We start from the raw sequence: 25,175 nt of genomic DNA on the forward strand, positions 1-25,175 counted from the left end.
GTTATTCTTTTGGTTTTTTCGTAACCTGTTGATATTTATGGATGTGTTATTTTTATTGTTGATAACGATTCATTCATAATAGTTTTGATTTTACTACTAAAGTCGTATGAAATTTTAATATCATTCAGAATTTAGTGCTTTATGCATAGTTAAAGTGAATTTGTGAGAAAAATAGCTCTTGAATTAAGAAATGAAAGAGAGGATTATCGCGCTCCCCGACAACATGTTTCAAAATGTAAATCACATGAATCTAAATCAATTTGACTCATTATTACCGCCACAAATGGCTGAGCGCGCTGCAGATATTGGCGTAGGTAAAGCAACCAAAGATCCCATTAAATCTTTTCTTCTCGCTATTTCTGCGGGTATTCATATCGGTATTGCCTTTGTATTCTATACCATCGTAACGACGGGTGCGGGTGATTTACCATGGGGTATTACTCGCTTATTGGGTGGCCTTGCATTTAGCTTGGGCTTGATTCTAGTCGTCGTGACTGGTGGTGAGCTATTTACTAGCTCTGTTTTAACGTTAGTGGCAAGAGCGAGCGGAAAAATTAGCTGGCGTACCCTGATGAAGAACTGGGCTACGGTTTATATCGGTAACTTGATTGGCGCGTTGCTACTAGTAGCTTGTATGCTTCTGACCAAACAATACATGTTCGACAACGGACAAGTGGGCTTGAATGCCATGGCTATTTCACAACACAAGATGCACCATGATTTTATCCAAGCTATCGCGTTAGGCATCATGTGTAATGTTTTGGTTTGTATTGCGGTGTGGATGACATTCAGTGGCCGTACATTAACGGACAAAATCGCAGTAATGATTTTACCTGTCGCGATGTTCGTGTCGGCAGGCTTTGAGCACTGTATTGCGAACATGTTCCAAGTACCACTCGCTATCGGAATTAAAACCTTTGCTCCCGCTGAATTCTGGACAATGACGGGTGCTAACCCTGCCGACTATGTTGACCTAAACATGATGGATTTCTTAATGAACAACCTGTTACCTGTGACTTTAGGCAACATCATTGGCGGCGGTATCTTTGTGGGTATGTGGTATTGGCTAATTTACTTACGCGATTAATCCAGTTTACAAAATTAACTCGGGTTCAGTAAAAACGCTGAACTGACTTATGACATTTACAAGACGGTCTGCATTGCAGGCCGTTTTTTATTTGTGGAAAACTTACTTATTCATTTCTCTAATTATTGAAACGAACGCCCAACAACGCTGATTTTCATGTGTGTATATGTCTTTGAAAACCCCCAAGGATCAATGGCAATGATCTTTTGTTGAGTCAAAGTGACCAAAAAAGGATCGATGTTGATTTGGTTATCCACAATTTCTGTGGATAACCTGTCTCAAATTCGGTGAGTAACCAGAACTGAGGGGAGGAGGTAGCTAGTTTGTTGGTTGTATACGGGCGAGAACTCGACCTTCTTTTGTTAGAGAGGTCTTCAAAGCTAGGTGAAGTGAGAGTGCCAAAGAACAGCTCATCATCACGAAAATCGCCAACATGATCATAAGCTGATATTTGATAGCAATCATTGGTGAAGCACCACCTAGGATTTGTCCTGTCATCATTCCTGGAAGTGTCACTAAGCCTGTGGTTGCCATGGAAGCCATAATAGGAGACATCGCCTTCTGTATAGCATTACGTATAAAAGGCGCTGCAGCATAGGTTGGAGCAGCGCCTAAAGCGATTGCCGCTTCATATTCTGACTTCTGCGTCTCAAAAGCGCCAAACAAGTTCTGCAGTGCCACAATATTACTGCTCAAGCTATTACCCAATAACATTCCTGCGATAGGGATAAGGTATTGCGCGTTCAAAATCGGTGTCGGTTTAATAATAAAGAAGCAGATAAACATGACTACGGGCACACATGTAACAGAGAGGCTCACGGCAACTGGGGCCAAAAGTAGGTTTTTCGGTAGTTTAGACTTTTCAACAATCGAGCTTGCACCGACGATTATCATGGTGAACAGCCACAATACATTGATCCACAAACTGTTCAGAGTGAACAAATATTCTAGGTAGAGACCGACAAGAAACAGCTGCACAACCATGCGAACAATACCGATAAAAGCTTCTTTGCCAAGGCCCAGTTTTAGCCAGTAATTTATCCCTATGGGGAGTACTAGAAGTGTACTGAATAACAACAATTGCCACCAAGATATATCAATAACGTCTTGCATAGTGCTTCCTTTTAAGTGGATACACATCATATATGAAAGTGTTAAATGATGCATTTTAGCTTCATTCCAGCTTACTCAAAAAACACCCAATGATTTAACAAACAAAACACAAAATATTGGTGATTTTAGGCTTTTTTAGCTACTACTTAGTAGGTAAAAGGTTAAAATTGGTTGCTAAATAGTTGTGCAAATGTTTGTTTTTAACATTTGTGAAATATACTTAATTCTTCACATTTGTTAATAGTTTTTAATAACTTTGTTTAACTGAAAACAAGTTTGGATGAGCTCAAAAAAGTATTGATTAGCAAGGGTTATAACGGGGGATTTGATTGAACCTTACTTTGTGTATGGTCTAAAATTTGTTGTTAGATACTCAAGAACTTTAGCTCCTTAGAATGAGCTACTCAGAATTACTAAATACAAAATAGGCAAAATGTATGAGTGATGTTAAAAAAATTGAAACTGGCGAAAAACGCTCGTTGGAGTGGAAGTCATTCCTCTTCATTGCGGTTGTTCTCTTTCCAATATTAAGTGTGGCTTTTGTAGGCGGTTACGGCTTCATAGTTTGGGCACTGCAAGTATTTGTATTCGGACCTCCTGGTGCTCATGGCGGCATGTAATGCCCTCTAGTAACAACATTTTTTAAAATCAATATTTAAGAGAGCTAAACATGAAATCATTTTTAGTTAAATTATGGCGCACAATGACTCGCCCAGCAGTACACATCAGTCTTGGTGTACTAACTATGGGTGGCTTTATCGCCGGTGTTATTTTCTGGGGCGGTTTCAATACAGCGCTAGAACACACAAATACAGAAGAGTTCTGTGTAAGCTGTCACACTATGCGTGACAACGTGTACGTAGAGCTACAAGAAACGGTTCACTGGAAAAACACTTCAGGTGTACGTGCAACTTGTCCTGACTGTCACGTTCCACATGAATGGACAGCAAAAATTGCTCGTAAGATGCAAGCATCTAAAGAAGTATTCGCTCAAGTATTTGGTGACCTAGACACACCAGAGAAATTCGAAGCGCGTCGTATTGAACTGGCTAAACATGAATGGGATCGTTTCTCTTCGAACAAATCTCTAGAGTGTAAAAATTGTCACAACTACGATTCAATGGATTTCGACAACATGCGCCCAACAGCGCGCATTCAGATGAAAAACGCAGCAGAGCGCGACCAAAGCTGTGTTGACTGTCACAAAGGTATTGCTCACAACCTTCCATTAGATATGGCATCGGCAAGCGGTATTGTTGGTGAGCTAGAAAATGTTGCAAGCAGCACATCTTACGCATCGGGTAGCGACGTTATTTCTATTCGTCATCTTCCAATGTATACAGATGAGACTGCTGAAGTTGAAGCGGGTCTACTAAGCCCTGCAAGTAAAGTTGCTGTGATCGATGAAAAAGGCGACATGATCAAGATTCAAATTGACGGTTGGCGTAAAGCGAAAGGCTTCGGACGTGTAATCCAAGAAGACTTCGGTATGAATATCTCGACTGCAATCTTGACGAAAGAAGTCTCTCAAAGTGACGCAATCACTGTTGGTGAGAAGAAAGAAGATGAGCTTACTGGCCTTCCATGGGAAGAAGTTAACCTAGCACTTTGGATGAAGAAAGAGTCTATGGTTGATAACTTCGATCCAATCTGGAACGCAGCGGGTCAAGCGTACCAATCTAACTGTTCAACGTGTCACTCACAGCCAGATGAAGCTCACTTCAGCGCTAACGGTTGGGTCGGTATGCTAGATGGCATGATTGCATTCGTTAACTTCGATACAGATACAGAAGCACTTGTTCTTAAGTATCTACAGAAGCACTCATCAGATTTTTCTGAAGGCCATCACTAATAAGACGTCAATTGGAGTAACACAATGGCAATTACAAGAAGAAGTTTTCTGAAAGGTGTCGCTACAACAAGTGCGGCATCGGTTATCGGTCCAAGCTTATTGGCGTCGGCATCAGCGTCTGCTGCAGAAACAGACGGCGCGTGGAAAGTCTCTGGTTCTCACTGGGGTGCATTCCGAGCTCGTGTTTACGCGGGTAAAGTACAAGAAATTAAACCTCTAGAAATCGATCAGCACCCAACAGAGATGCTGAAAGGTATTAAAGGTATTATCTACAGCCCATCTCGTGTGCGTTACCCTATGGTTCGCCTAGATTGGTTGAAGAAGCACAAGTACAGCGCTGACACGCGTGGTAACAACCGTTTCATTCGTGTGACTTGGGATGAGGCACTAGATCTTGTTTACCGCGAACTAGAGCGCGTACAGAAAGATTACGGTCCATGGGCACTTCACACCGGTCAAACTGGTTGGAGACAAACAGGTCAGTTCCACAGCTGTACTAACCACATGCAACGTGCAATGGCACTTCACGGTTACTCTGTGAAGAAAATCGGTGACTACTCAACAGGTGCTGGTCAAACGATCATGCCTTATGTGTTAGGTTCGACCGAAGTTTATGCACAAGGCACATCTTGGGAACTTATCTTAGAAAACAGTGACAATATTGTTCTTTGGGGTAACGATCCAGTGAAAAACCTTCAAGTAGGTTGGACATGTGAGACTCACGAGTCGTTTGCATATCTAGAACAGCTGAAAGAGAAAGTTGCTAAGAAAGAGATCAACGTTGTTTCTGTTGACCCTGTTAAAAACAAAACAGGTCGTTACCTAGAAAACGAGCAAATGTACATCAACCCACAAACTGATGTGGCGTTCATGCTAGGTGTTGCTCACGTTCTTTATAACGAAGACTTGTACGACAAAGAGTTCATCGAGACTTATTGTTTAGGTTTTGAAGACTTCATCAAGTACGTTCAAGGTGAAACGAAAGATAAAGTTGAGAAGACTCCTGAATGGGCTTCAGCTATCTGTGGCGCAAGCGCGGATTCAATTCGTGACTTCGCTAAGATGCTGGTTAACGGTCGTACACAGATCCTTGTGGGTTGGAGTATCCAACGTCAACAACACGGTGAGCAGCCTTACTGGATGTGTGCAGTTATTGCAGCAATGGTTGGCCAAATTGGTCTTCCAGGCGGTGGTATCTCTTACGGTCACCATTACTCTGGTATCGGTGTATCTTCAACTGGTTTCGCTGCTCCAGGTTCTTTCCCGTTGAACATCGACCAAGGTCAATCGCCTAAACACACCAACACAGATTACAACGGTTACAGCCGTGTAATCCCTGTTGCTCGTTGGGTAGATAGCTTGCTAGAGCCTGGTAAGAAGATCAAAGCGAACGGTTCTACAGTAACACTACCTGACATCAAGATGATGGTATTCAGTGGTAACAACCCGTGGCACCACCACCAAGATCGCAATAAGATGCGTAAAGCATTCAAGAGCCTACAAACGGTAGTAGCTGTTGATTTCGCTTGGACTGCAACTTGTCGTCACTCTGATATCGTGCTTCCAGCATGTACTCAGTGGGAACGTAACGATATTGATGGTTACGGTGCGTACTCTGGCCGTGGTTTGATCGCAATGCACAAGCTAGTGGATCCTCTGTTCCAGTCTAAAACTGACTTCGAGATCATGTCTAGCCTTACTAAACGTTGGGGTCGTTACGACGATTACACGCGTGGCATGGACGAAATGCAGTGGGTTAAATCTCTGTACGACGAATGTCGTGCTGCTAACGAAGGTAGCTTTGAAATGCCTGAGTTTGCTGAGTTCTGGGAAAAAGGTTTCCTAGACTTCGGTAAAGGCAAGCCATGGACTCGTCACGCTTCATTCCGTGAAGATCCAGAGATCAATGCACTAGGTACTCCTTCTGGTTTCATTGAAATCACAAGCCGTACTGTGGGTAATATGGGTTACGAGCACTGTCAAGAACACCCAATGTGGTTCGAGAAATCTGAACGTTCACACGGTGGTCCAGGCTCTGACAAACACCCGTATTGGCTACAATCTTGTCACCCAGACAAGCGCCTTCACTCTCAAATGTGTGAATCTGAAGAGTGGCGTGCGACTTACGCGGTGCAAGGCCGTGAGCCAATCTACATCAATCCAGTCGATGCTAAGAAGAAAGGCATCAAAGATGGCGATGTAGTACGTGTGTTCAATGACCGTGGTCAACTACTGGCAGGTGCTGTTCTAATGGATAGCTACGCTCCTGGTGTTGTTCGTATCGAAGAAGGTGCTTGGTACGGTCCGATCAACGAGAAAGTGGGCGCGCTAGATACTTACGGCGATCCAAACACACTAACTCAAGACATCGGTACGTCTGAACTTGCTCAAGCGACTTCAGCAAACACATGTTTGGTTAACTTCGAGAAGTTCCAAGGCAAACTGCCTCCAGTAACTTCATTCGGTGGTCCAATCGAAGTTTCTTAAGTTCTTGTTAAGTAGCCTAGCTTCTTAGTTGGGTAACTTAAGTACGAAAGCTTGAATTAAAGCCCCTGTAAGCATTCTTACAGGGGCTTTTTGTTTTTCTAGTGTACGTGTTGGGATTTCTAACTAAGCATTGTCACAGCGCCAATTTAGGGTGTTTTTGATACAGGCTTTAATGTGTGTTTGAGGTAGTTTGTAGAAGCAATGAAGCAGTAAGGGAATGTAAAAATAACCTGTTATAAGAACTTAGACCGATGGAAAAAAGGTCAATACAAAGTACTGACCTAATAAAAACCTATTGGAGAAGCTTGAACCTGGGATATAAAGCGGAGCCCTAAATAGAAACTTAAGCTTCGAACATAAACCAATAACCGTATGCGCAAATCAAAGCAGGAACACTCGAATAGAAGGTCGCGACAAGCGCTGCTTTCGGTGCCATTGCAATCGCTGGGAATAGCGCATCACCATCATTCGAAATAGCGTTACCGACCTGAGCCGAGAGTGGCAGTGCGCCTGAGAGATAAAGGCTAGTCACCAATAGCTGAGGACCACAGCCAGGTAATAACCCCATCAACACACCCGCCAGGGGGATCATCATGCCCCAACTCGAGAATAGCGTCGCAAAATCCACATTTGCTATCACAGAGCCAAATTCAAAGAAAAGAAAGGCCACCACAACCCACGCTGTTACGAAATTAGTATCTTGAGCCGTTTTTTGTAGTGGATGAGAGCCCACACACTTTTCGTCTTCACTCACGGCAGATTTGTAATCCTCAATTTCACGGGTCAGCCCCCACAGAAACATGGAGCTGATCAGCAAAATTGTTCCTGCCCACTCCATCGACATTTCAGGCAAAGCGAGTAACTCGTTAACATCGACTTGAAAAGAGCCGAGTAGGGCAACGGCAGCACCAGGAACAATCAGTACAGACCAAAGGTAACCTTGTAGGTTTATCGCTTTTTTAGAGACCGCTTCTTTGTCTTGAGATTGAGAAGCGCAGCTGTAAGTGACTTCACTTTTTTCTGCCGGTTTCGGGCGTAAGAAGTCGTCGGCGTGAAATAAGTTAATGATTCGGCCTGACGCAGTGCCTACAATGACGCCCATCGCCATCATGGCTAAACCTGTCTTAGGCTCGCTCGCTATGAGTAAGAACGCCGCGTCACCCATGGTCGAGACGAGCACCGCAACCACGGCACCAAATCCGAGTTTTCCTGAGATAAATTGTGTGGTCACCACTATCGCACCGCCACAGCCGGGTAGCGCCCCCATGAGAGCCGCGAATACCACTTGATTTGAGCGAGATTGATGAACGAGCTTGTTGAAGACGTTATCTTTGTTGATGTAGAAGCTTAACCAGTGGTAAATAGCCAAGGTTAACGCGACGTAACAAGACACGGCCCAGAAGGCATCTGACAAAGTGGTCACCGTCAATTCACGTGTGGCAGGGGCTGCCACTAAGGCTACAAGTGAGATAGGCAATAGCAGTCGCTTAAATGAGAGTGAAAACTGAGTTGTTTTCGAAGCACGATTGCTTGGCAAAAAAGAGATTAGTCGATCCATAGGTGTTACTCAAAATTAGTGGCTTAAGATAAATATATACGAATGATAATAATTATCAATTGCATTTGTTGTTTTTTTATCTATTGTTACTATTGGTTAAACCTACGAAACATGACCAATCTAAAAAAATGAGGTAAAGTATGGCCAATAAAGAGAGGCTCTAAAGGTAGAGTCATAATTGTTAGTGTAATAGGAAGAAACATGATTTTAGTTGTTGGTCACAAAAACCCTGATAGTGACAGTATTTGTAGTGCGTTAGTTGCAACTGAGCTTCTTAAAGCTCGTGGCGAGGAAGCGACACCAATTCGCCAAGGCGAGATCAACCGCGAAACTCAACACATTCTAGAAGTCGCTGGTGCTGAAAAGCCAGAGCTTCGTACTTCTGTTGCTGGTGAGAAAATCTGGCTAGTTGACTACTCAGATCTAGCACAAGCACCAGATGATGTTGCTGATGCAGAGATCGTAGGTATTGTCGATCACCACCGTCTAGGCGATGTGATGACAGTTAACCCAATGGAAGCTTGGATCTGGCCCGTTGGTTGTACAAACACTGTACTATTCAACATGTTCAAGATTGAAGGTCACGCTATCTCTCAACAAATCGCTAAACTAATGATGTCTGCAATTCTTTCAGACACTGTCGGTTTTGCTTCTCCAACATGTACTCAAAAAGACAAAGACGCCGTTGCTGAGCTTGCTGAAATCGCTGGCGTGACTGACGTTGATGCATTCATCAAAGCGCTTCTAATCGCTAAGACAAACATCGAAGGCCTATCTGCTGCACAGCTAGTAGAAAAAGACCTTAAAGGCTACCCATTCAACGGTCGTGATGTTGTTGTTGGTCAAGTTGAACTTGCGACTCTTGAGCAAGTAGACGGCATGATCGAAGCATTAGAAGCGGATCTTGAAGAGCGTTGTGAGAAAGACGGTCTAGCATTCGCTGCGGTAATGCTAACAGACATTACTACTGCACAAACTCGTCTACTTTACAAAGGTGAGTGGGCTGAGAAATTGGTTAAGCATGAGCAAAATGGTGTATTGATGATGGAAAATACATTAAGCCGTAAGAAGCAAGGTTGGCCTTGGCTTCAAGGTGAGCTAGCTTAATCAAGTCGCTTTAATAGTAAACGCCTGCTTATCTAGCAGGCGTTTTTCTTTGAAGTCGACTTTCTTCTTCAGAGGTATTAGTTGAAGTTAAGAACACTCGGCATAAAATAACTTTAAGAACAAAGTTACTGACTAAAGTAGGAAATTAAGATGACTACACAGCTAGACGATAAAAAAATCGCTGAAATCAACAAGTATACGGGTGAGCAACGCTTAAAATACTGTGTGAAAGAAATCGTAGCGAACCGTGAAGTATGGATCTTAACCGATGAGCACGGTTGTGTAATGTTGAACACAGAAGATGAAGATTGTGTTCCAGTATGGCCAAACCAAGAGTTCGCAGAATCGTGGGCAACGGGTGATTGGTCTGAGTGTAAAGCTGAGTCTATTTCGTTGAACAAGTGGCACAGCCGCTGGACGAATGGTCTTGAAGACGATGAACTTGCTGTTGTGGTATTCCCGAACGAGCAAGAAGAAGGTGTTATCTTGTTCCCGGATGAGTTCGACTTCGAGCTGAAGAAACAAGCGACTAAGCGATAATCCTCTCGTTAAACGGTAAGTTAGCGTTGCCTTCCTTTAGGCAGCGCTGTTGCTCTCTTTCTGATACTACGCTTCAACACTCAGCCACCAAATGAATACGTGTTAAAGTCGGTGCCTGCTTCTTTGCCCATCACCCATTTCTACGTCCAATGACCACCTTTTTATCCAGTAACTCCCTTTTCGTCTAGTAACGACCGCTTAAATTAGTATCCTATGAGCTGATATAAAGGAGCCTGTTGCGCGTTCTTTGACGCTTGTTGAAGTACGCTTGTTTTGCTGTACCTCTCGAGTATCTTTCGAACGATAGGTTTTACTTCAGATTTTGTCATTCCAGCTTTCAGCTCGGGTTCATACAGTAGTTGCAGTAGCACCACATCTAAAGGTGATAATAAGTCTTCTGGTGTATGGTCATTGAAAATAGAAGGGTATGCCTTATCTGAATCATTAGGCAGGCCGAGAACTTGTGTGATCTCTTCTACGATACATGCGACCAGCTTGCCTCGAGATCTGGCTTGATCCACGGGAATAATAACGCCTGCATAAACAATCTCTCCTTTTGAATTTGCACGATAGCCTGCGGTACAGATAGCGCTGCCCAAATGTTGAGTCGATTTAAGTTTGAGTATCGATTTGGCTTCGGAGACCCACTGGCTTTGTCTTGTGTATATCCACTTAACATTGGCATCGGACTCTTTAGTGACTATTTCAATGGGGTGCCGGGTAACCTGAGATAGGTGTTGAATATGGAGTTCTGCAAGCTCTTGATGCAACTCTTTGTCGCCAACTCGATGGTCGATCCAAATTTTGATCGGTTGGGTCCATTTAGCGAGTGGTTTGTTTCCTTCGGTATATTCGTGTTGAAGTGCAACATTATAAAACGCTGTTTCTACAAAGGTTTTATCTAGCCAGGTGAGCGATGTGCTTGCAACGTTAAAGGAAAACAGCCCGAGCAAGAGGGGAAGCATTGAAGCTATTCGTAACATACCTTTCCCCTTTGTAAAATATAGCGCGATATGAATTAATGGCTCGGCGCTTTGGAAAAATGGCTCTCAACTAATCGTTGCGTGATTTGGTGAGTTGGATTGGTCAACACTTGATCCGTTTCTCCACTCTCAACCACATTACCTTCGTGCATGACAATGATCTTGTCGGTAATGTGTTTAACAATACCGAGGTGTTGAGATACATAAACGAACGATACTCCCATCTCTTCTTGTAGTTCTAAGAAAAGGTTGATGATTTGAGAGCGCATCGCCATATCCAAACCATTCAACGCTTCATCGGCAACAATGATTGATGGTTGAAGTATCAGCGCGCGAGCCAAACAAACCCTCTGTTTCTGGCCCGCAGCAAGCATCTGAGGATAGAAGTAGGCATGTTCTGGTAACAGGCCAACACGCAATAGTGTGTCTTTCACACGGCGCATTCGGGCTTCTGGTAGCATGTTGGTGTTTCGCTTCAATGGGCCTTCAAGAATACGACCAATCTGTATGCGAGGGTTAAGTGAAGTATTGGGATCCTGGAAGATCATGCGAATCAGCTTACAGCGAGTCGAATAATCTTTGTGTTCTAGCTTTTCACCATTCACACGAATCTCGCCCGCAGTGGGCTCAACCATACCGGCTAGCATTCTTGCTAATGTCGACTTTCCTGAACCATTCTGACCGATAAAGCCAATTGTTTGTCCGGCTTCAAGGGTAAAACTTACAGGCTTCACTGCTTGATGAATCTTTTTACGGAAAAGACCAGAGCGAGTCGTAAAGTCTTTAGATAGATCACTGACTTCTAATAATGCACTCATGATTTCTTTTTCTTCTCCATATTCAGAGGGAAGTGACAGTTAAACTTATGGTTTTTAATTCGCTTGGTATGCGGGATCTCTACACATTGCCTTTGTGCATATGGGCAACGAGGCCCCAATCGACAACCAATAGGTAGATGTTGTAATGGTGGAATCGATCCTGGCAATGACTGTAATTTTTCTTTGTGAGGGATCCAGTTATTGAAGTCTGGCATCGCTTTCAACAAAGCAACGGTATAAGGGTGTTTTGGTGCAGCCAACAATTTCTGCGTATCCGAAGATTCGACCGATTGACCACAGTACATAACGGTAATGCGAGTTGCCCACTGAGTTATGGTGGTTAAGTCATGGCCGATCAGTACGATAGTTGTGTTGTTAATCTGGTTCATGCGGCTCAATAGGCGCAATATTTGAGACTGAGTTATCGGATCCAAATCGTTAGTAGGCTCGTCAGCTATCAGCACTTTAGGTTTAGCTGCGATGGCCATTGCAATCATGATCTTTTGACATTCGCCATCGGTTAACTCGTAAGAGTAGCTATCCATCAAGCGAGAGTGATTTTTGATACCGACTTTGTGCAGCAGGGCGATTGCTTGTTTCTTACGCCATTTAAATCGTTGCCACCAGCGACCGTCGAATGCATGGGAAGGAATTGATTCAATGAGCTGGTGTCCCACTTTTTCCGATGGGTCAAGACAACTCGATGGTTCTTGGAATATCATCGCAATATCGCGTGCAATTACACGACGCCTTTCTTTAGGCGTTAGTTGAAGTAGGTCGATATTGCCTAAGCGCATTCGATCGGCTGATACTTTCCAGTTTTCCTTACAAACACCTACGATAGCTTTGGCGACCAAACTCTTACCTGAGCCTGATTCACCTACAAGGCCACGAATTTCCCCTTCATTTAGGGTAATACTCATCCGATCTACAGCTTTAACCAACCCTTGAGGAGTCTCAATTTCGATGGTTAGATGTCGAATATCAAGTAACGGCATTATTCGATTCCTGCATTTAGTGCTTGGCGAACACCTTCACCGACGAGGTTAATTACGATCACTGTAAACATAATGGCTAGGCCGGGTAGCGTCACTGTCCATGGTGCAAGATAAATCAGCTCTACAGAGTCACCTAAGATAGAACCCCACTCAGTGCTCGGCGCTTGAGCGCCAAGCCCTAAGAAACCTAAAGCGGTGATATCTAAAATGGCAACTGACAGTGCTAGCGTAATTTCAAGTGCGACGACGGTGAGAATGTTGGGAACAATCGAATTCCATAACAGATAGAAATCGTTTGCACCATCAAGGCGAGAAGCCAGAATATAGTCTTTCTCTACCTCAGCATGCACAGCAATGTAGACCGAGCGGATAAAGCGCGGTATAAGCGCCAAACATATCGCTAGTAAGATATTAAATTCACCGAAGCCTAAAAAAGCCACAAAAATAATCGCTAGCAGCAGAGACGGAATTGACATAACGGTATCGAGCAGGTGATTAAGTGTGCTTGATAGTAGCCCACGAGTCATACCTGCGAGCACGCCAATTAAACAACCAATCACAGCAGCAATGAATGTGATGACAACAGCAGCACCGAAGGTCAACTGAGAACCAATAATGAGGCGAGAAAGGATATCTCGGCCCAAGTCGTCGGTACCTAGGAAATATTCCACCGTGCCTGCTGGATCCCAAGATGGCGGGGTTAAAAGGTGACCTGTTTGTTCGTGGGAATCGTGCGGTGCCAACCAAGGCGAAGTGACCGTGATTAGGATGATAAAGACTAAGCACCACAACCCGAACATCGCGAGGTTATTACCACGAAAGCTGCGCCAGAAACGTTCGAACTGGGTTGGAACTTGCTCTTCTTGGTAGACGTTATTTGTTAGCATACCATTCCTTCCTTACCAGTGGGTTAACCATTGCGCCCAATAGATCGGACAGAATGTTTGCGGTCAAAACCAGTGTCGCTACTACAATTACGCCAGCTTGAATCGAAACGTAATCTTGATTCGAAAGAGCATCTAGCAACCAGCGGCCAATACCAGGCCAGTTAAAGATGGATTCGGTAATAATAGCGAGCGTTAACATACTTGATAGTTGAACGCCGACTTTCGGAATGATCGGTGGGATCGCATTTCTTAATACGTGTTGCATGACGATCTCTCTGGTAGACAGACCTTTAATACGTGCCGCGCGGATGTAGTTTTGCGTCATCACTTCAGCCACCGATGATCTCATCAGTCGGATAACTTGAGTTGTCGGGGCTAACGCTAAAACAAGACAAGGTAACGCCATATGCTCGATAACACTTTGTAGTGCATGTGCTCGGTATCGACCTTCTGCAAAAAAGGCATCGATCATGGCAAACCCAGTTACGTGTTCAATCTCGTAAAGCAGATCATAGCGACCGCCAACAGGGAACATTTCAAAGTGCAGTGAAAACACCATGATCATCAACAACGCGACCCAAAATATAGGAGCAGAGTAACCTGCCATTGAGGTAAACGAGATCGTGGTATCGACCAATTTACCTTGTCTCATACCGGCGATGGTGCCGAAAGGAATGCCAATAAATAGAGCCAGAACGAAAGCAAAGAAACACAGTTCTAACGTTGCTGGGAATACGATGGCAAGTTCATCGATGATAGGTGCACCGTGTTTACTTAGGCCAAAATTAAGGGTCGATAACTCTGTAATATAGCTAATCCAACCGGGCCAGAAATCTTGAATTGCCCAAGGAGAAGTTTGGTCTAGTCGAAGTAGCGAAAAGCCCACTAAAGTCAGGATCGCAAGCGTAATAACAAATAAATTTACACGTCTTAATGTATACCAAAACATCAGTTCACCTCTCTTCTGACTTGATCAAAAGGTTGAGCGTTGAACGGGCTCTGTTTGAAACCGGTCAGTGAACGGTCGTGGACGCGGAATTGCACGCCGTGTGCGAGAGGTATCACAGGAACTTCTTCGTTCAATATGTTTTGGGCTTGTCGATACAGGTTCACACGGTGCCTTTGTTGATTTATTTCCAAGGCTAAGTCGAGAAGGAAATCAAAATCCGAATTACACCACATAGAGACGTTTAGCCCGGCACGTTCAGAGCTGCAAGAGAGTAAAGGACGCAAGAAATTATCAGGATCTCCGGTATTGCCTATCCAACCAGTAAGAAGCAGATCTGTTGAGGCAATCGATGATAGCTGTGTACGGTCGAATCGGTCGTCGGTATAGAGTTTCAGTTCAACACCGATATCGGCAAAGTTAGCTTGGATAAGCTCTGCCGTTTTTCTCGGGCTTGGGTTGTATGCTCTTGGTTCTAGCGGCACCCACATTGAAAGCTCTAAACCTGGTTCAACACCGGCTTCTTTAAGAAGCGCTAAGGCGTAGTTTCGGTCATAGCGAACCTGAACGCTGTCTTTCTGATGAGCCCAAGACGTTGGTGGCAATAAGGTGTAGGCCTTGGTACCTGTACCGTAGTACACAGAGTCGAGTATGTTCTGACGATTGATTGCTAAATTGAGTGCTTTACGGACTCGAGAGTCATGCAGTGCTGGGTGTTCAGTGTTAAGCGCAATGAAAGAGACATTGACAGCAGGGGTTGCTGAAATCTTTAATTCTTCACGGGCTTGAATGACTGGGATCTGGCTAGAAATTGGCGAGTTCAAGACATCACACTCATTGCGAAGCAGCTTGGCAAGCGTGCCTGTTCCACGTTGCGATGTGTCGAATACAACTTGGTCCATTTGAACGTCACCTTTCCAGTAACGCTTGTTCTTTTTCAAGCGCACTAGATCGTTGATCTGATATTCATCTAGGTAAAAAGGACCAGTACCAACAGGTTTAGAATCGATCTCATTTTTCTCGTCAGTCGCAATCAACTTGTTGGCGTATTCTTTGGAATGAATCACCGCGTAACTGGTGGCAATATTGTTGAGGAACGAGTTGTCTGGGTGGCTTAATCGGAATTTTACCGTTAGGTTATCAACTGCAGTGATATCGACAATTAAGTTTTGGAAATCGATGCCTGCAAACCATGGGTATAGGCCGCCACCCACATAATGAAATGGGTTCGAACTATCAATGATTCGTTCAAAACTAAAGACTACGTCTTCCGCGTTCATGCTGCGAGTTGGGGCAAACCAGTCTGTGGTTTGAAACGCAACATTGGGGCGAAGAGTGAAAGTGTACTCAGTACCTGACTTGTCGACAGACCAACTTGTTGCCAAGTTCTCTTTTGGTCGGTACGTCATAGGGTCAAGCGTTAGCAGTGTGTCGAAAATTTGAGGGCTCAGTGACTCAGAAGTAATGCCACTATCAACCAGTTGTGGGTTGAAGGTGCTAGGATTACCTTGGCCGCAATAGATGAAGCCTTTTTCACGGATTTGTTCGTGATCGACACTCTCACCACATCCAGCTAAAAAGCTCAGCGTACAGATGCTCAGTGATAGTCTTATTAGTGCTTTCATAAAAAGAAATACTTTTCGAAACGAGGCATTAGAGGAGCCTCAAGATCCGGACAATTTAACATTTTATTTATTCGGCTCCAAATAATAATCAAGTGTGGACAGCTATTTATCGTTAGCTTGTCCAACAATCGCGTACTTCCTCACCATTCCTCGTAATTGGTTGTAGGTTAACCCGAGTAATTCTGCTGCTTGCTTTTGGTTATACTTGCTTTGTTTTAAGGCTTGATTGAGCAGCTGGATGTCTTGTTGTTCTTGCCATGCTTTGTAGTCAAGCGGCAAAGAAAATGTCCCTTCAGATGAAGTATGGTTGGTGGATGGATCATTGCCAATTTCTAGTGTGGAATTTTGCTCAGTTTTCCATGCTGGCTCAAACGGGTTAAACACTAAAGTTTCAATAGGATATGGATTCTTACCGTGTTGATAGATAGCACGTTCAATAACGTTTTTGAGTTCTCTCACATTTCCTGGCCAAGAATAATCCAACAACGCATCAACGGCTGAAGGTGAGAAGCCGACAAACAATTCTAGTTCCAATTCTCGACACATCTTGATGGCGTAATACTCGGCGAGCAGTGTGATGTCTTCTTTGCGCTCACGAAGCGGCGGGATAGTAATCACGTCAAACGCCAGCCTGTCCAATAAATCGGCTCTGAATTCTCCCTTCAATGCCATAGCGGGTAGGTCGGCATTGGTTGCGCAGACTAGCCTTACATTGGCACTTAGTGCTTTTTGCCCGCCCACACGCTCATACTGACCGTATTCAATTACACGCAATAGCTTCTCTTGAACAGCAAGGGGAGTTGTAGCCAGTTCATCTAGAAAAAGGGTTCCACTTTCAGCTCTTTCAAAACGACCTTGATGGCGTCCTTTTGAACCAGTAAAAGAACCAGATTCATGACCAAACAGTTCTGAATCAATCAATCCTTCACTGAGTGTTGAGCAGTTCAGTGAGATCAAGGGTTGATCCCAGCGTCTTGAAAGGTAATGCAGCCTTTGAGCGATTAGCTCTTTACCCGTACCACGCTCTCCTATGATCAGAATCGGCCTTTCAATGTGGGCTAACTGAGACACTTTATCCAAAACAGAGAGAAAGCTAGGTGATTCACCAATAAGATTCTGCTGCATAGCGGTTCCTTGTGTGGTTTGAGCGCTGGTTGATGCTATTAGAGGGCTCAATTTAAATAGCTTAAGCAAAAGAGTAGTGGCGAAAAATACCATTACTTGGCTAAATTCATCATAGCATGTATAAACTTAATCACCATTTTATTATAAGTTATTGATAATAAATGGCTTAAAAGTTGGCACGCTACTTGGATTACTCATAGTAGGTTTAACAATAAACGTAAATTTGTGAGCAGGTGGATTGAGAAGTCGAACAACGATTTAAAACACATTTGCCATCATTGTAATTAAGGAGTTCCTCATGGGTATTTTTTCTCGCTTTGCAGACATTGTAAATTCAAACATCAGTGCACTATTAGATAAGGCTGAAGATCCAGAAAAGATGATTCGTCTTATTATCCAAGAAATGGAAGACACCTTAGTTGAAGTTCGTACCAACTCAGCAAAAGCAATTGCTGACAAGAAAGAGCTAGCGCGTAAAGTAGAAGCTATCGAAACACAGATTCTAGATTGGCAAAATAAAGCGACACTTGCCCTGACCAAACAACGCGAAGATTTGGCGAGAGCGGCGCTAATCGAAAAGCAAAAACTGGAAGACATCATCAAGAGCCTTCACACCGAACAAACCTTGGTTCATGAAACCATCGAAAAATTGACGAGTGAAATTGGTAAACTTGAAACAAAGATCGCAGAAACTCGTGCAAAGCAGCAAGCACTTATGATTCGTAATAACGCTGCGAGTAATCGTCGTGATGTTCAAAAACACTTGCACTCAAGCAAAACCAACGAAGCAATGGCGAAGTTTGAGCAATTCTCGCGTAAAGTTGATGAATTAGAAGCTGAAGCAGACGTTTACGCTAAGACAGGCAATGCAAAATCTTTAGATCAAGAATTTGCCGAACTACAAGCTCAAGATGAAATTGAAAAAGAGCTGGCGAAACTGAAGCAGCAAGTTGAAAACCGCGATAAATAATTTTAGGAGTTGTCTATGTCAACATTTCTAATTGCAGGTCCACTGATTGTCTTTTTAATCTTCGTGGCACCGCTATGGTTGTTCTTACATTACCGCAGCAAGAAGAAATCCAGCAATGGTCTTTCAGAGACGGATCTTCAACGTTTACACAAGCTTTCTGCTCAAGCTGAATCGATGCAAGATCGCGTGAAAACGCTAGAAAAAATACTGGATGCGGAGTCACCTAACTGGAGACGAAACTATGAGTAGAGAACTGTATCGCGATCCCATTAACGGTAAGCTTTCTGGAGTATGTGCCGGGTTAGCGAACTATTTTGGCCTGGAAGTTTGGTTGGTTCGTATCTTAGTTATCTCTGCGGCGCTACTTGGCGGAAGCTTTCTTGTCTTACTGGCGTATATTGCTTTGACATTTATGATTGAAAAACAACCACCTCAGTATGTCGATGAAATGAAAGCTAAACAAGAGCACACGCTGAAGCAAAAACCTTGGGAAAAAGGGCAAACGGCAGAGACTCTATTAGGCACTTTAGAAGATGATTTACAGAAGTTAGAGACCAGTGTGCGTAATATGGAAGCCTATGTAACCTCAGACACTTTTAAAGTCGACCGCGCATTTAAGAACATGTAACGGTAAACCTAAAAAAGATTAGATAACGGTTTAGGAAAATTTATTCCAAGCCGTTATTTTTTTTAATAATTTTGTCTAAATAAATCTTACGATAACTGGTAAGTTACATGTGATTAATCTATGTTATAAAAATATTTATAGATATGGATGATCACCAATGTATAGAGCCTCCGTTGTCCTTTTGACAGCCTTAGCTGGGTTGTCTGGGTGTGGTAAGGAGCTTCCTCCGGTACCTGAGCCTGAATCTAGACCCGCCAAACTCTTCACTGTCTCCGTTGGCAATAATGCCTTTGAACGTAGTTTCCCTGCCACCACTGAAGCCGGCGACAAAGCGGTACTTGCATTTCGTGTTCCTGGTTTATTGCAGAGCATTGACGTTACGTCTGGTCAGCAGGTTAACAAGGGTGATGAACTTGCAACGCTCAATCCTGATGAATATCAGTTGTTAGAAAAGCAAGCGAGAGCGAATTTTAAATTAGCCGATGTTCAATACCAACGTTCAATAAAGTTGCGTAAAGACCGAGTGGTATCAGAGCAAGATTTCGATCAGGCCAAAGCAAATCATAATTCGGCTAAAGCGGTTCTTAACCAAGCAAAAGCGAACCTTCGCTATACCACTTTGGTTGCGCCTTACGATGGAACGATTTCCATTATTCCCGCTGAAAACCATGAATACATCGCAGCCAAGCAAGGTGTGATGAATATTCAAACCAATCAAATTCTTAAAGTCGTATTCTTATTGCCCGACCAACTTATTACGCGCTTTTCTTCAGGGTTTGAGACAGATGCAACCATGGTTTTTGATGCGTTTCCTGAAAACTCTTACGTTTTAACCTTCCAAGAAGTGGATACTGAAGCCGACCCTACAACAGGCTCATACAAAGTCACTATGGTTATGGAAAGACCAACTGATGTCGGCATTTTACCGGGTATGTCTGGCACGGTAAATTTGGTTTCAGCACAGGCGGCAGCAACCAAAATTCCAACGTCAGCAATGATGACCGATGGGGATGACGTCTCAGTCTGGCGCGTAGATAGCGACGGTATTGTTGAAAACGTAGCCATTGTGATTGATGAAAAGCGTCATATCGTGTCTGGCCTAAACGATGGCGACCGAGTAGTGACTTCTGGTGTTAATGGGCTTGAAGCTGGCGTCAAAGTTCGTGAGTGGATCAAGGAGAGGGGGCTATAACATGAAAGCACTTAAGGTAGTTGCAGGAATGTCGTGTTTGGCCTTACTTACAGCTTGTGAAGATAAGCAAGTTGTGGAAGTCAATAACACTCCTTTGGTTAAAGCTATTGAGATCTCAGTCATCGATTTTAGCGATAAACTCTACTTCCCCGCAGTCGCAAACGCTGCGGAGAAAGCTCATCTCAGTTTTCGAGTTGCAGGTGAAATCAATAAGCTCGATGTGAAAGAGGGTGAGCGGGTTAAAGCTGGAGATATTATTGCTGAGTTGGATCCTACCGACTACCAATTGGAGGTGGATAACACTCAAGCACGATACACAGTAATCAATAGCCAGTACCGACGTTCAAGTCCACTTGTTAAAAAAGGCCTATTGGCTAAGTCTCAGTTTGATGAAATTGCCGCTCAACGACAAATTGCTTACGCCGAACTTGAATTAGCAAAACTGCGCTTGTCGTTCACTAAGCTTCGCGCCCCAGTTGATGGAATTATCTCTCGAGTCAGTGTCGACCAATATGAAAACATTCAGGTTGGCCAACAAATCGTAAATATTCACAGCATTGAAGATGTCGAGGTGGTGATCCAGCTGCCCGATCAAATCTATGTGAATCAACCCAATGAAACATTGCTCTCGAATGTTGAAGCCGTAGTGAGAGTTCCAAGCGGTAACGAATACACCGCAGGTATTAAAGAGTTCACAACCGAACCGGACCCAAGTACGGGTACCTTTACAGTGACACTTGCTTTACCTATGCCAGAAGATGACTTGATTCTTGATGGTATGGCTGTGGAAGTGACTTCAAACGGGCGAGATATCGGCTTGGAATTGAAAGCTGGAGTTTTGATTCCAATTGAAGCTGTGTTTAATGCCGATGGCGATGAGTTAACGCGTCAAAACTCTTATGTTTGGGTACTCAATGACGACAACACCGTCTCGAAGCAGCAAGTTGTGTTAGGAAAAGCAAACCAGAAAACGTTGCAGATAATGAAAGGATTGGAAGTGGGGCAGCATGTCGTTGTTGCAGGCGTATCGCGATTGCGAGATGGGATGACAGTGGAAGTATTGTCTCAGGAGACGAACAATGAGTGAAGTAAATAACAAGCCCCAAAATGACGATCAACAGGGTGATGATCAGATCACAGGTGTTGCTTCTTACTTTATACGTAACAAAGTCATTAGCTGGATGCTGTCTCTGATCTTTCTTATTGGTGGTGTCTCTGCATTTTTTGGGTTAGGGCGTTTAGAAGACCCTGCTTTTACCATCAAAGATGCAATGGTCGTGACCTCTTACCCAGGGGCTACGCCTCAGCAAGTGGAAGAAGAAGTTACCTACCCATTAGAGAAAGCCATTCAACAGCTTACCTATGTAGACGAAGTGAACTCTATCTCTAGCCGTGGCCTATCTCAGGTAACGGTAACTATGAAGAATAACTATGGTCCAGATGATCTTCCGCAAATCTGGGATGAGCTTCGCCGAAAAGTGAATGATCTCAAGGTTGAACTGCCACCCGGCGTTAATGATCCTCAAGTCATCGATGACTTCGGTGACGTTTACGGTATTTTGCTTGCAGTGACGGGTGATGGTTACAGCTACAAAGAACTGTTGGATTACATTGATTACCTAAGAAGAGAACTCGAGTTGGTCGATGGGGTCAGTAAAGTTTCTGTTTCTGGTCAACAGCAAGAACAAGTCTTCATTGAGATATCGATGAAGCGGATAAGCTCCTTGGGGCTGTCGCCAACAACCGTGTTTAATCTTTTATCGACTCAGAACATCGTTTCTAGTGCTGGTGCGGTAAGGATTGGCGACGAATACATACGGATCCACCCAACGGGTGAGTTCCAAAACGTAGAACAACTTGGCGATTTGATTCTTACCGAAGGTGGCGCTCAAGGGCTTATCTATCTAAAAGATGTTGCTGATGTAACGCGTGGCTATGTTGAAGTACCGAGTAACATTATTGGTTACAACGGAAAACTTGCGCTTAACCTGGGTGTCTCCTTTGCTCAGGGAGTGAACGTGGTTGCGGTGGGGGAGGCTTTTGATAGACGACTTGCAGAACTGAAATATCAACAACCTGTCGGTATTGATATCTCAGAGGTTTATAACCAGCCAAAAGAAGTCGATAAATCGGTAAGTGGATTTGTGGTCAGCCTCGGACAAGCGGTTGCCATCGTAATTATTGTGTTGTTGTTCTTCATGGGGCTTCGCTCTGGTTTGTTGATCGGTTTGATACTGTTGTTGACCGTTTTTGGCACTTTCATTTTTATGCAGTATTTCAAAATCGATTTACAACGTATCTCGCTAGGCGCCCTGGTTATCGCCTTGGGGATGCTGGTGGATAATGCCATTGTGGTGGTGGAAGGGATATTGATTGGCACGCAGAAGGGGCGAACCCGGATGCAGGCCGCCACCGATATCGTTACCCAAACTAAATGGCCGCTGCTGGGTGCAACTGTTATTGCGGTCACCGCTTTTGCACCGATAGGCTTGTCTGAAGACTCAACAGGTGAATACTGTGGCACCTTGTTCACGGTTCTACTTATCTCGTTAATGCTGAGTTGGTTTACTGCTATCTCAATTACGCCGTTCTTTGCTGATATTTTCTTTAAAGGTCAAAAAATTGACCCAGATAGCGAAGGTAAGGACCCATACAACGGGATGGTTTTTGTTATCTATAAAAACTTCCTTGAGTTCTGTATGAAGCGCGCGTGGCTTACCATGTTTGTTCTGATTATTGGTTTAGGCGCGAGTGTTTATGGTTTTGGTTTTGTGAAACAGGCCTTCTTCCCATCTTCAACTACACCAATGTTCCAAGTGGATGTGTGGATGCCAGAAGGTACCGATATTCGAGCAACCAACACCAAGCTTAAAGTGCTTGAAGGTTGGTTAGCGGAGCAGGATGAAGTCGAACATATCACGACGACGGCGGGTAAAGGCTTACAACGTTTCATGCTGACTTACTCTCCAGAAAAAAGTTATAGCGCATACGGTGAGATAACCGTTCGTGTGAAGAGTTATGAAGTGCTTGAGGGACTAATGCTGCGTTTTCGAGAACACGTAAACAGTCAGTTCCCTGAAATAGACTACAAGCTGAAACAAATTGAATTAGGTCCAGGTGGCGGTGCAAAAATTGAAGCAAGAATTGTAGGTTCTGATCCAACGGTACTGCGTTCAATTGCTGCGCAAGTTATGGATATCATGCGTGCTGATGACGGTGCGTTTAATATTCGTCACGATTGGCGTGAAAGAACCAAGGTGTTAGAGCCTCAGTTCAATGAAAGCCAAGCTCGCCGTTATGGTATTACCAAATCTGACGTTGATGATTTCCTAGCAATGTCTTTCTCTGGTAAATCGATTGGTGTGTACCGCGATGGTACTACGTTGATGCCTATCGTCGCGCGTTTACCGGAAGATGAGCGTATCGATATTCGTAACATTGAAGGCATGAAGATTTGGAGCCCAGCATTAAGTGAATACATCCCACTGCAACAAGTCACGCTAGGCTACGAGTTGGAATGGGAAGACCCACTGATCATTCGTAAGAACCGTAAGCGTATGCTAACGGTGATGGCCGACAATGACCTGTTGGGTGAAGAAACCGCTTCAACCCTGCAGAAGCGCTTACAGCCGCAAATTGAAGCGATTGAGATGCCACCGGGTTACTCACTTGAGTGGGGTGGTGAATATGAGTCATCTGCTGATGCACAGGCGTCACTTTTCACAACCATGCCTTTGGGTTACTTGTTCATGTTCTTGATTACTGTGTTCTTGTTTAACTCTGTAAAAGAACCATTAATTGTTTGGTTGACGGTTCCATTAGCACTAATTGGGGTAACGACAGGCTTATTAGCCTTGAATACACCATTTGGCTTTATGGCATTGCTAGGCTTCTTGAGTTTATCCGGGATGCTACTTAAGAACGGTATCGTATTACTTGATCAAATTGAGATTGAAATGAAGTCAGGTAAAGATCCGTACATAGCGGTTGTTGACGCGGCATTAAGCCGTGTTCGTCCGGTATGCATGGCCGCGATTACGACCATTTTAGGTATGATCCCGTTACTGCCTGATATCTTTTTCAAGCCAATGGCAGTAACCATTATGTTTGGTTTAGGCTTTGCGACTGTACTGACGCTAATCGTAGTACCTGTGTTGTATCGTCTATTCCATAAGATTGAAGTGGCTTAACGCTAGGGCGTGTTGACCAGCAAACGCTGCCCGAAGGGTTCGAGCTGGGCGCCCCGCAAAAAGCGTTTTACTCTTTGTTGAGGGATAATTTGCTTAGGATGAATAGGCTACTTCCCCCTCGCCTCGATTAAAAAGCTTTTATTTCGAACAAAATTTAACTACAAAAGGTCAGCGCGCCCTATTTAACCTTTGAAATAATGCTCCCAATTGGGGCACTATTTTTATATACGAATACAAATGAGAACTTTAAATGGAAACAAACACATCAGATAGAACCTGCGCATGGGCGCTTAAACACGAACTTGAGAGGGAATATCACGATGCTGAGTGGGGTGTACCTGTTTATGATGACCAAGTTTTGTTTGAGTTCATTACTTTAGAGGGAGCTCAGGCTGGCCTTAGTTGGATCACGATACTTAAAAAGCGCGAGGGTTATCGTGCCGCTTTTGACAATTATGACCTTAATAAGTTAGCTGCGTTGAATGAAGACAATGTGCCGAATATTATCGAACACTTCGATGTGGTTAAGCATAAGGGCAAGATTGCTTCGGTATACAACAATGCTCGTGCAACCCTTGAGCTTCAGAAAGAGTTTGGATCCCTATCCAATGCTTTATGGCAGTTTGTCGATAATAAGGTGATTAAAAATCAATGGACCGAGATGTCTCAAGTTCCCGCCTCTACAGAGCAATCCAAAGCGATGAGTAAGTTTTTAAAGAAGAGAGGGTTTAAATTTGTTGGTGAGACAATCTGTTACGCGTTTATGCAAGCAACAGGTATGGTCAATGATCATTTAGTCGGTTGCCCACACAAATAAAGTGTTATTTATTTCAGCGGAACAATCACTTAGAAATTGAAAAGTTCATAGCCATTTTTTCATCGCTCTGAGCTCTTTAAGTGGATGTGCTTTAAGGTTCAATATTGGCTTTGAAAGCTTCTGGATTATGAAGGCTTCTGGACTATGAGCGGTTTGTATTATGAGCTGAAGTATCTGAATATGAGTAGATACATTTGTTTTTGAGTTATGCTTTAAACAGAAAAAGGCAGGAATATCCTGCCTTTTTTGCAT

Annotated in this window: 23 protein-coding genes; 13 read left to right on the forward strand and 10 right to left on the reverse strand. The window is 43.8% G+C overall.

Going from position 1 to position 25,175, the window contains the following annotated elements; all coding sequences use genetic code 11:
• Positions 1-244: 244 nt before the first annotated feature.
• Entirely contained in the window at positions 245-1,087 is an 843-nt protein-coding gene (focA, locus tag ACFI6G_RS00545) for a formate transporter FocA (RefSeq protein ID WP_010440048.1), read from the forward strand.
• 318 nt (positions 1,088-1,405) lie between these two features.
• Here focA and ACFI6G_RS00550 read toward each other — a convergent pair whose 3' ends face one another.
• Positions 1,406-2,200, reverse strand: a complete 795-nt coding sequence (locus ACFI6G_RS00550; protein ID WP_010440050.1) for an ABC transporter permease — start codon at positions 2,198-2,200, stop codon at positions 1,406-1,408.
• A gap of 437 nt (positions 2,201-2,637) precedes the next feature.
• On the opposite strand from ACFI6G_RS00550, the gene torE reads away from it, so the two are divergent.
• The 3 genes from torE to torA are packed head-to-tail and all read left to right on the forward strand — an operon-like array spanning position 2,638 to position 6,539.
• Positions 2,638-2,820, forward strand: a complete 183-nt coding sequence (gene torE / locus ACFI6G_RS00555; protein WP_010440051.1) for a trimethylamine N-oxide reductase system protein TorE — start codon at positions 2,638-2,640, stop codon at positions 2,818-2,820.
• A 50-nt stretch (positions 2,821-2,870) separates the two neighbouring features.
• Positions 2,871-4,052 (forward strand): pentaheme c-type cytochrome TorC, encoded by a 1,182-nt coding sequence (gene torC, locus ACFI6G_RS00560; protein ID WP_010440053.1) that lies wholly within the window; start codon positions 2,871-2,873, stop codon positions 4,050-4,052.
• A 24-nt stretch (positions 4,053-4,076) separates the two neighbouring features.
• A complete protein-coding gene (gene torA, locus ACFI6G_RS00565; RefSeq protein ID WP_010440056.1) occupies positions 4,077-6,539 on the forward strand; it encodes a trimethylamine-N-oxide reductase TorA in 2,463 nt (820 codons plus the stop codon).
• 343 nt (positions 6,540-6,882) lie between these two features.
• Here the strand turns inward: torA and ACFI6G_RS00570 are convergent, their stop codons facing one another.
• A complete protein-coding gene (locus tag ACFI6G_RS00570) occupies positions 6,883-8,097 on the reverse strand; it encodes a putative manganese transporter (protein WP_016796370.1) in 1,215 nt (404 codons plus the stop codon).
• Between the two features lie 201 nt (positions 8,098-8,298).
• On the opposite strand from ACFI6G_RS00570, the gene ACFI6G_RS00575 reads away from it, so the two are divergent.
• Positions 8,299-9,204 carry a manganese-dependent inorganic pyrophosphatase gene (locus ACFI6G_RS00575; RefSeq protein WP_010440060.1) on the forward strand — a complete coding sequence of 302 codons (906 nt, stop codon included), beginning with the start codon at positions 8,299-8,301 and terminating at the stop codon, positions 9,202-9,204.
• 150 nt (positions 9,205-9,354) lie between these two features.
• On the forward strand, positions 9,355-9,744 hold the full coding sequence (locus tag ACFI6G_RS00580; protein ID WP_010440063.1) for a DUF2750 domain-containing protein: 390 nt from the start codon (positions 9,355-9,357) through the stop codon (positions 9,742-9,744).
• Between the two features lie 203 nt (positions 9,745-9,947).
• Here ACFI6G_RS00580 and ACFI6G_RS00585 read toward each other — a convergent pair whose 3' ends face one another.
• The 7 genes from ACFI6G_RS00585 to pspF all read right to left on the reverse strand — a co-directional run bounded on the left by ACFI6G_RS00585 (position 9,948) and on the right by pspF (position 17,126).
• Positions 9,948-10,727: a DUF2927 domain-containing protein gene (locus tag ACFI6G_RS00585; RefSeq protein ID WP_016784625.1), complete on the reverse strand. Its 780-nt coding sequence runs from the start codon at positions 10,725-10,727 to the stop codon at positions 9,948-9,950.
• Positions 10,728-10,762: 35 nt separating this feature from the next.
• A complete protein-coding gene (locus ACFI6G_RS00590) occupies positions 10,763-11,545 on the reverse strand; it encodes a peptide ABC transporter ATP-binding protein (protein ID WP_010440070.1) in 783 nt (260 codons plus the stop codon).
• Positions 11,542-12,543, reverse strand: a complete 1,002-nt coding sequence (locus ACFI6G_RS00595; protein WP_010440073.1) for a peptide ABC transporter ATP-binding protein — start codon at positions 12,541-12,543, stop codon at positions 11,542-11,544. Before ACFI6G_RS00595 ends, ACFI6G_RS00590 begins: the two co-directional genes overlap by 4 nt.
• On the reverse strand, positions 12,543-13,430 hold the full coding sequence (locus ACFI6G_RS00600; RefSeq protein WP_010440075.1) for an ABC transporter permease subunit: 888 nt from the start codon (positions 13,428-13,430) through the stop codon (positions 12,543-12,545). Before ACFI6G_RS00600 ends, ACFI6G_RS00595 begins: the two co-directional genes overlap by 1 nt.
• Positions 13,417-14,379, reverse strand: coding sequence for an ABC transporter permease (locus ACFI6G_RS00605; RefSeq protein WP_010440077.1), 963 nt, complete (start codon positions 14,377-14,379; stop codon positions 13,417-13,419). The genes ACFI6G_RS00600 and ACFI6G_RS00605 overlap by 14 nt, the downstream gene beginning before the upstream one ends.
• On the reverse strand, positions 14,379-16,001 hold the full coding sequence (sapA, locus tag ACFI6G_RS00610) for an ABC transporter substrate-binding protein SapA (RefSeq protein WP_462710092.1): 1,623 nt from the start codon (positions 15,999-16,001) through the stop codon (positions 14,379-14,381). The genes ACFI6G_RS00605 and sapA overlap by 1 nt, the downstream gene beginning before the upstream one ends.
• 102 nt (positions 16,002-16,103) lie before the next feature.
• Positions 16,104-17,126, reverse strand: a complete 1,023-nt coding sequence (gene pspF, locus ACFI6G_RS00615) for a phage shock protein operon transcriptional activator (protein ID WP_010440089.1) — start codon at positions 17,124-17,126, stop codon at positions 16,104-16,106.
• 298 nt (positions 17,127-17,424) lie between these two features.
• Between pspF and pspA the strand changes: the two genes are divergently transcribed.
• From pspA to ACFI6G_RS00650, 7 genes are all read left to right on the forward strand, one after another.
• Positions 17,425-18,096 carry a phage shock protein PspA gene (pspA, locus tag ACFI6G_RS00620; protein ID WP_010440091.1) on the forward strand — a complete coding sequence of 224 codons (672 nt, stop codon included), beginning with the start codon at positions 17,425-17,427 and terminating at the stop codon, positions 18,094-18,096.
• Positions 18,097-18,111: 15 nt separating this feature from the next.
• Positions 18,112-18,345, forward strand: coding sequence for an envelope stress response membrane protein PspB (gene pspB / locus ACFI6G_RS00625; RefSeq protein ID WP_004734605.1), 234 nt, complete (start codon positions 18,112-18,114; stop codon positions 18,343-18,345).
• Positions 18,338-18,724 carry an envelope stress response membrane protein PspC gene (pspC, locus tag ACFI6G_RS00630; RefSeq protein WP_016790799.1) on the forward strand — a complete coding sequence of 129 codons (387 nt, stop codon included), beginning with the start codon at positions 18,338-18,340 and terminating at the stop codon, positions 18,722-18,724. Before pspB ends, pspC begins: the two co-directional genes overlap by 8 nt.
• A gap of 157 nt (positions 18,725-18,881) precedes the next feature.
• Positions 18,882-19,916: an efflux RND transporter periplasmic adaptor subunit gene (locus ACFI6G_RS00635; protein WP_010440094.1), complete on the forward strand. Its 1,035-nt coding sequence runs from the start codon at positions 18,882-18,884 to the stop codon at positions 19,914-19,916.
• 1 nt (position 19,917) lies between these two features.
• Complete coding sequence (locus ACFI6G_RS00640) at positions 19,918-21,003, forward strand: efflux RND transporter periplasmic adaptor subunit (RefSeq protein ID WP_010440097.1); 1,086 nt, start codon at positions 19,918-19,920, stop codon at positions 21,001-21,003.
• Positions 20,996-24,106 carry an efflux RND transporter permease subunit gene (locus tag ACFI6G_RS00645; RefSeq protein WP_010440101.1) on the forward strand — a complete coding sequence of 1,037 codons (3,111 nt, stop codon included), beginning with the start codon at positions 20,996-20,998 and terminating at the stop codon, positions 24,104-24,106. Before ACFI6G_RS00640 ends, ACFI6G_RS00645 begins: the two co-directional genes overlap by 8 nt.
• A 250-nt stretch (positions 24,107-24,356) precedes the next feature.
• On the forward strand, positions 24,357-24,923 hold the full coding sequence (locus tag ACFI6G_RS00650; protein WP_010440106.1) for a DNA-3-methyladenine glycosylase I: 567 nt from the start codon (positions 24,357-24,359) through the stop codon (positions 24,921-24,923).
• 45 nt (positions 24,924-24,968) lie between these two features.
• Here ACFI6G_RS00650 and ACFI6G_RS00655 read toward each other — a convergent pair whose 3' ends face one another.
• A complete protein-coding gene (locus ACFI6G_RS00655) occupies positions 24,969-25,175 on the reverse strand; it encodes a hypothetical protein (RefSeq protein WP_462710093.1) in 207 nt (68 codons plus the stop codon).

Source organism: Vibrio sp. PSi01 (assembly GCF_054960695.1).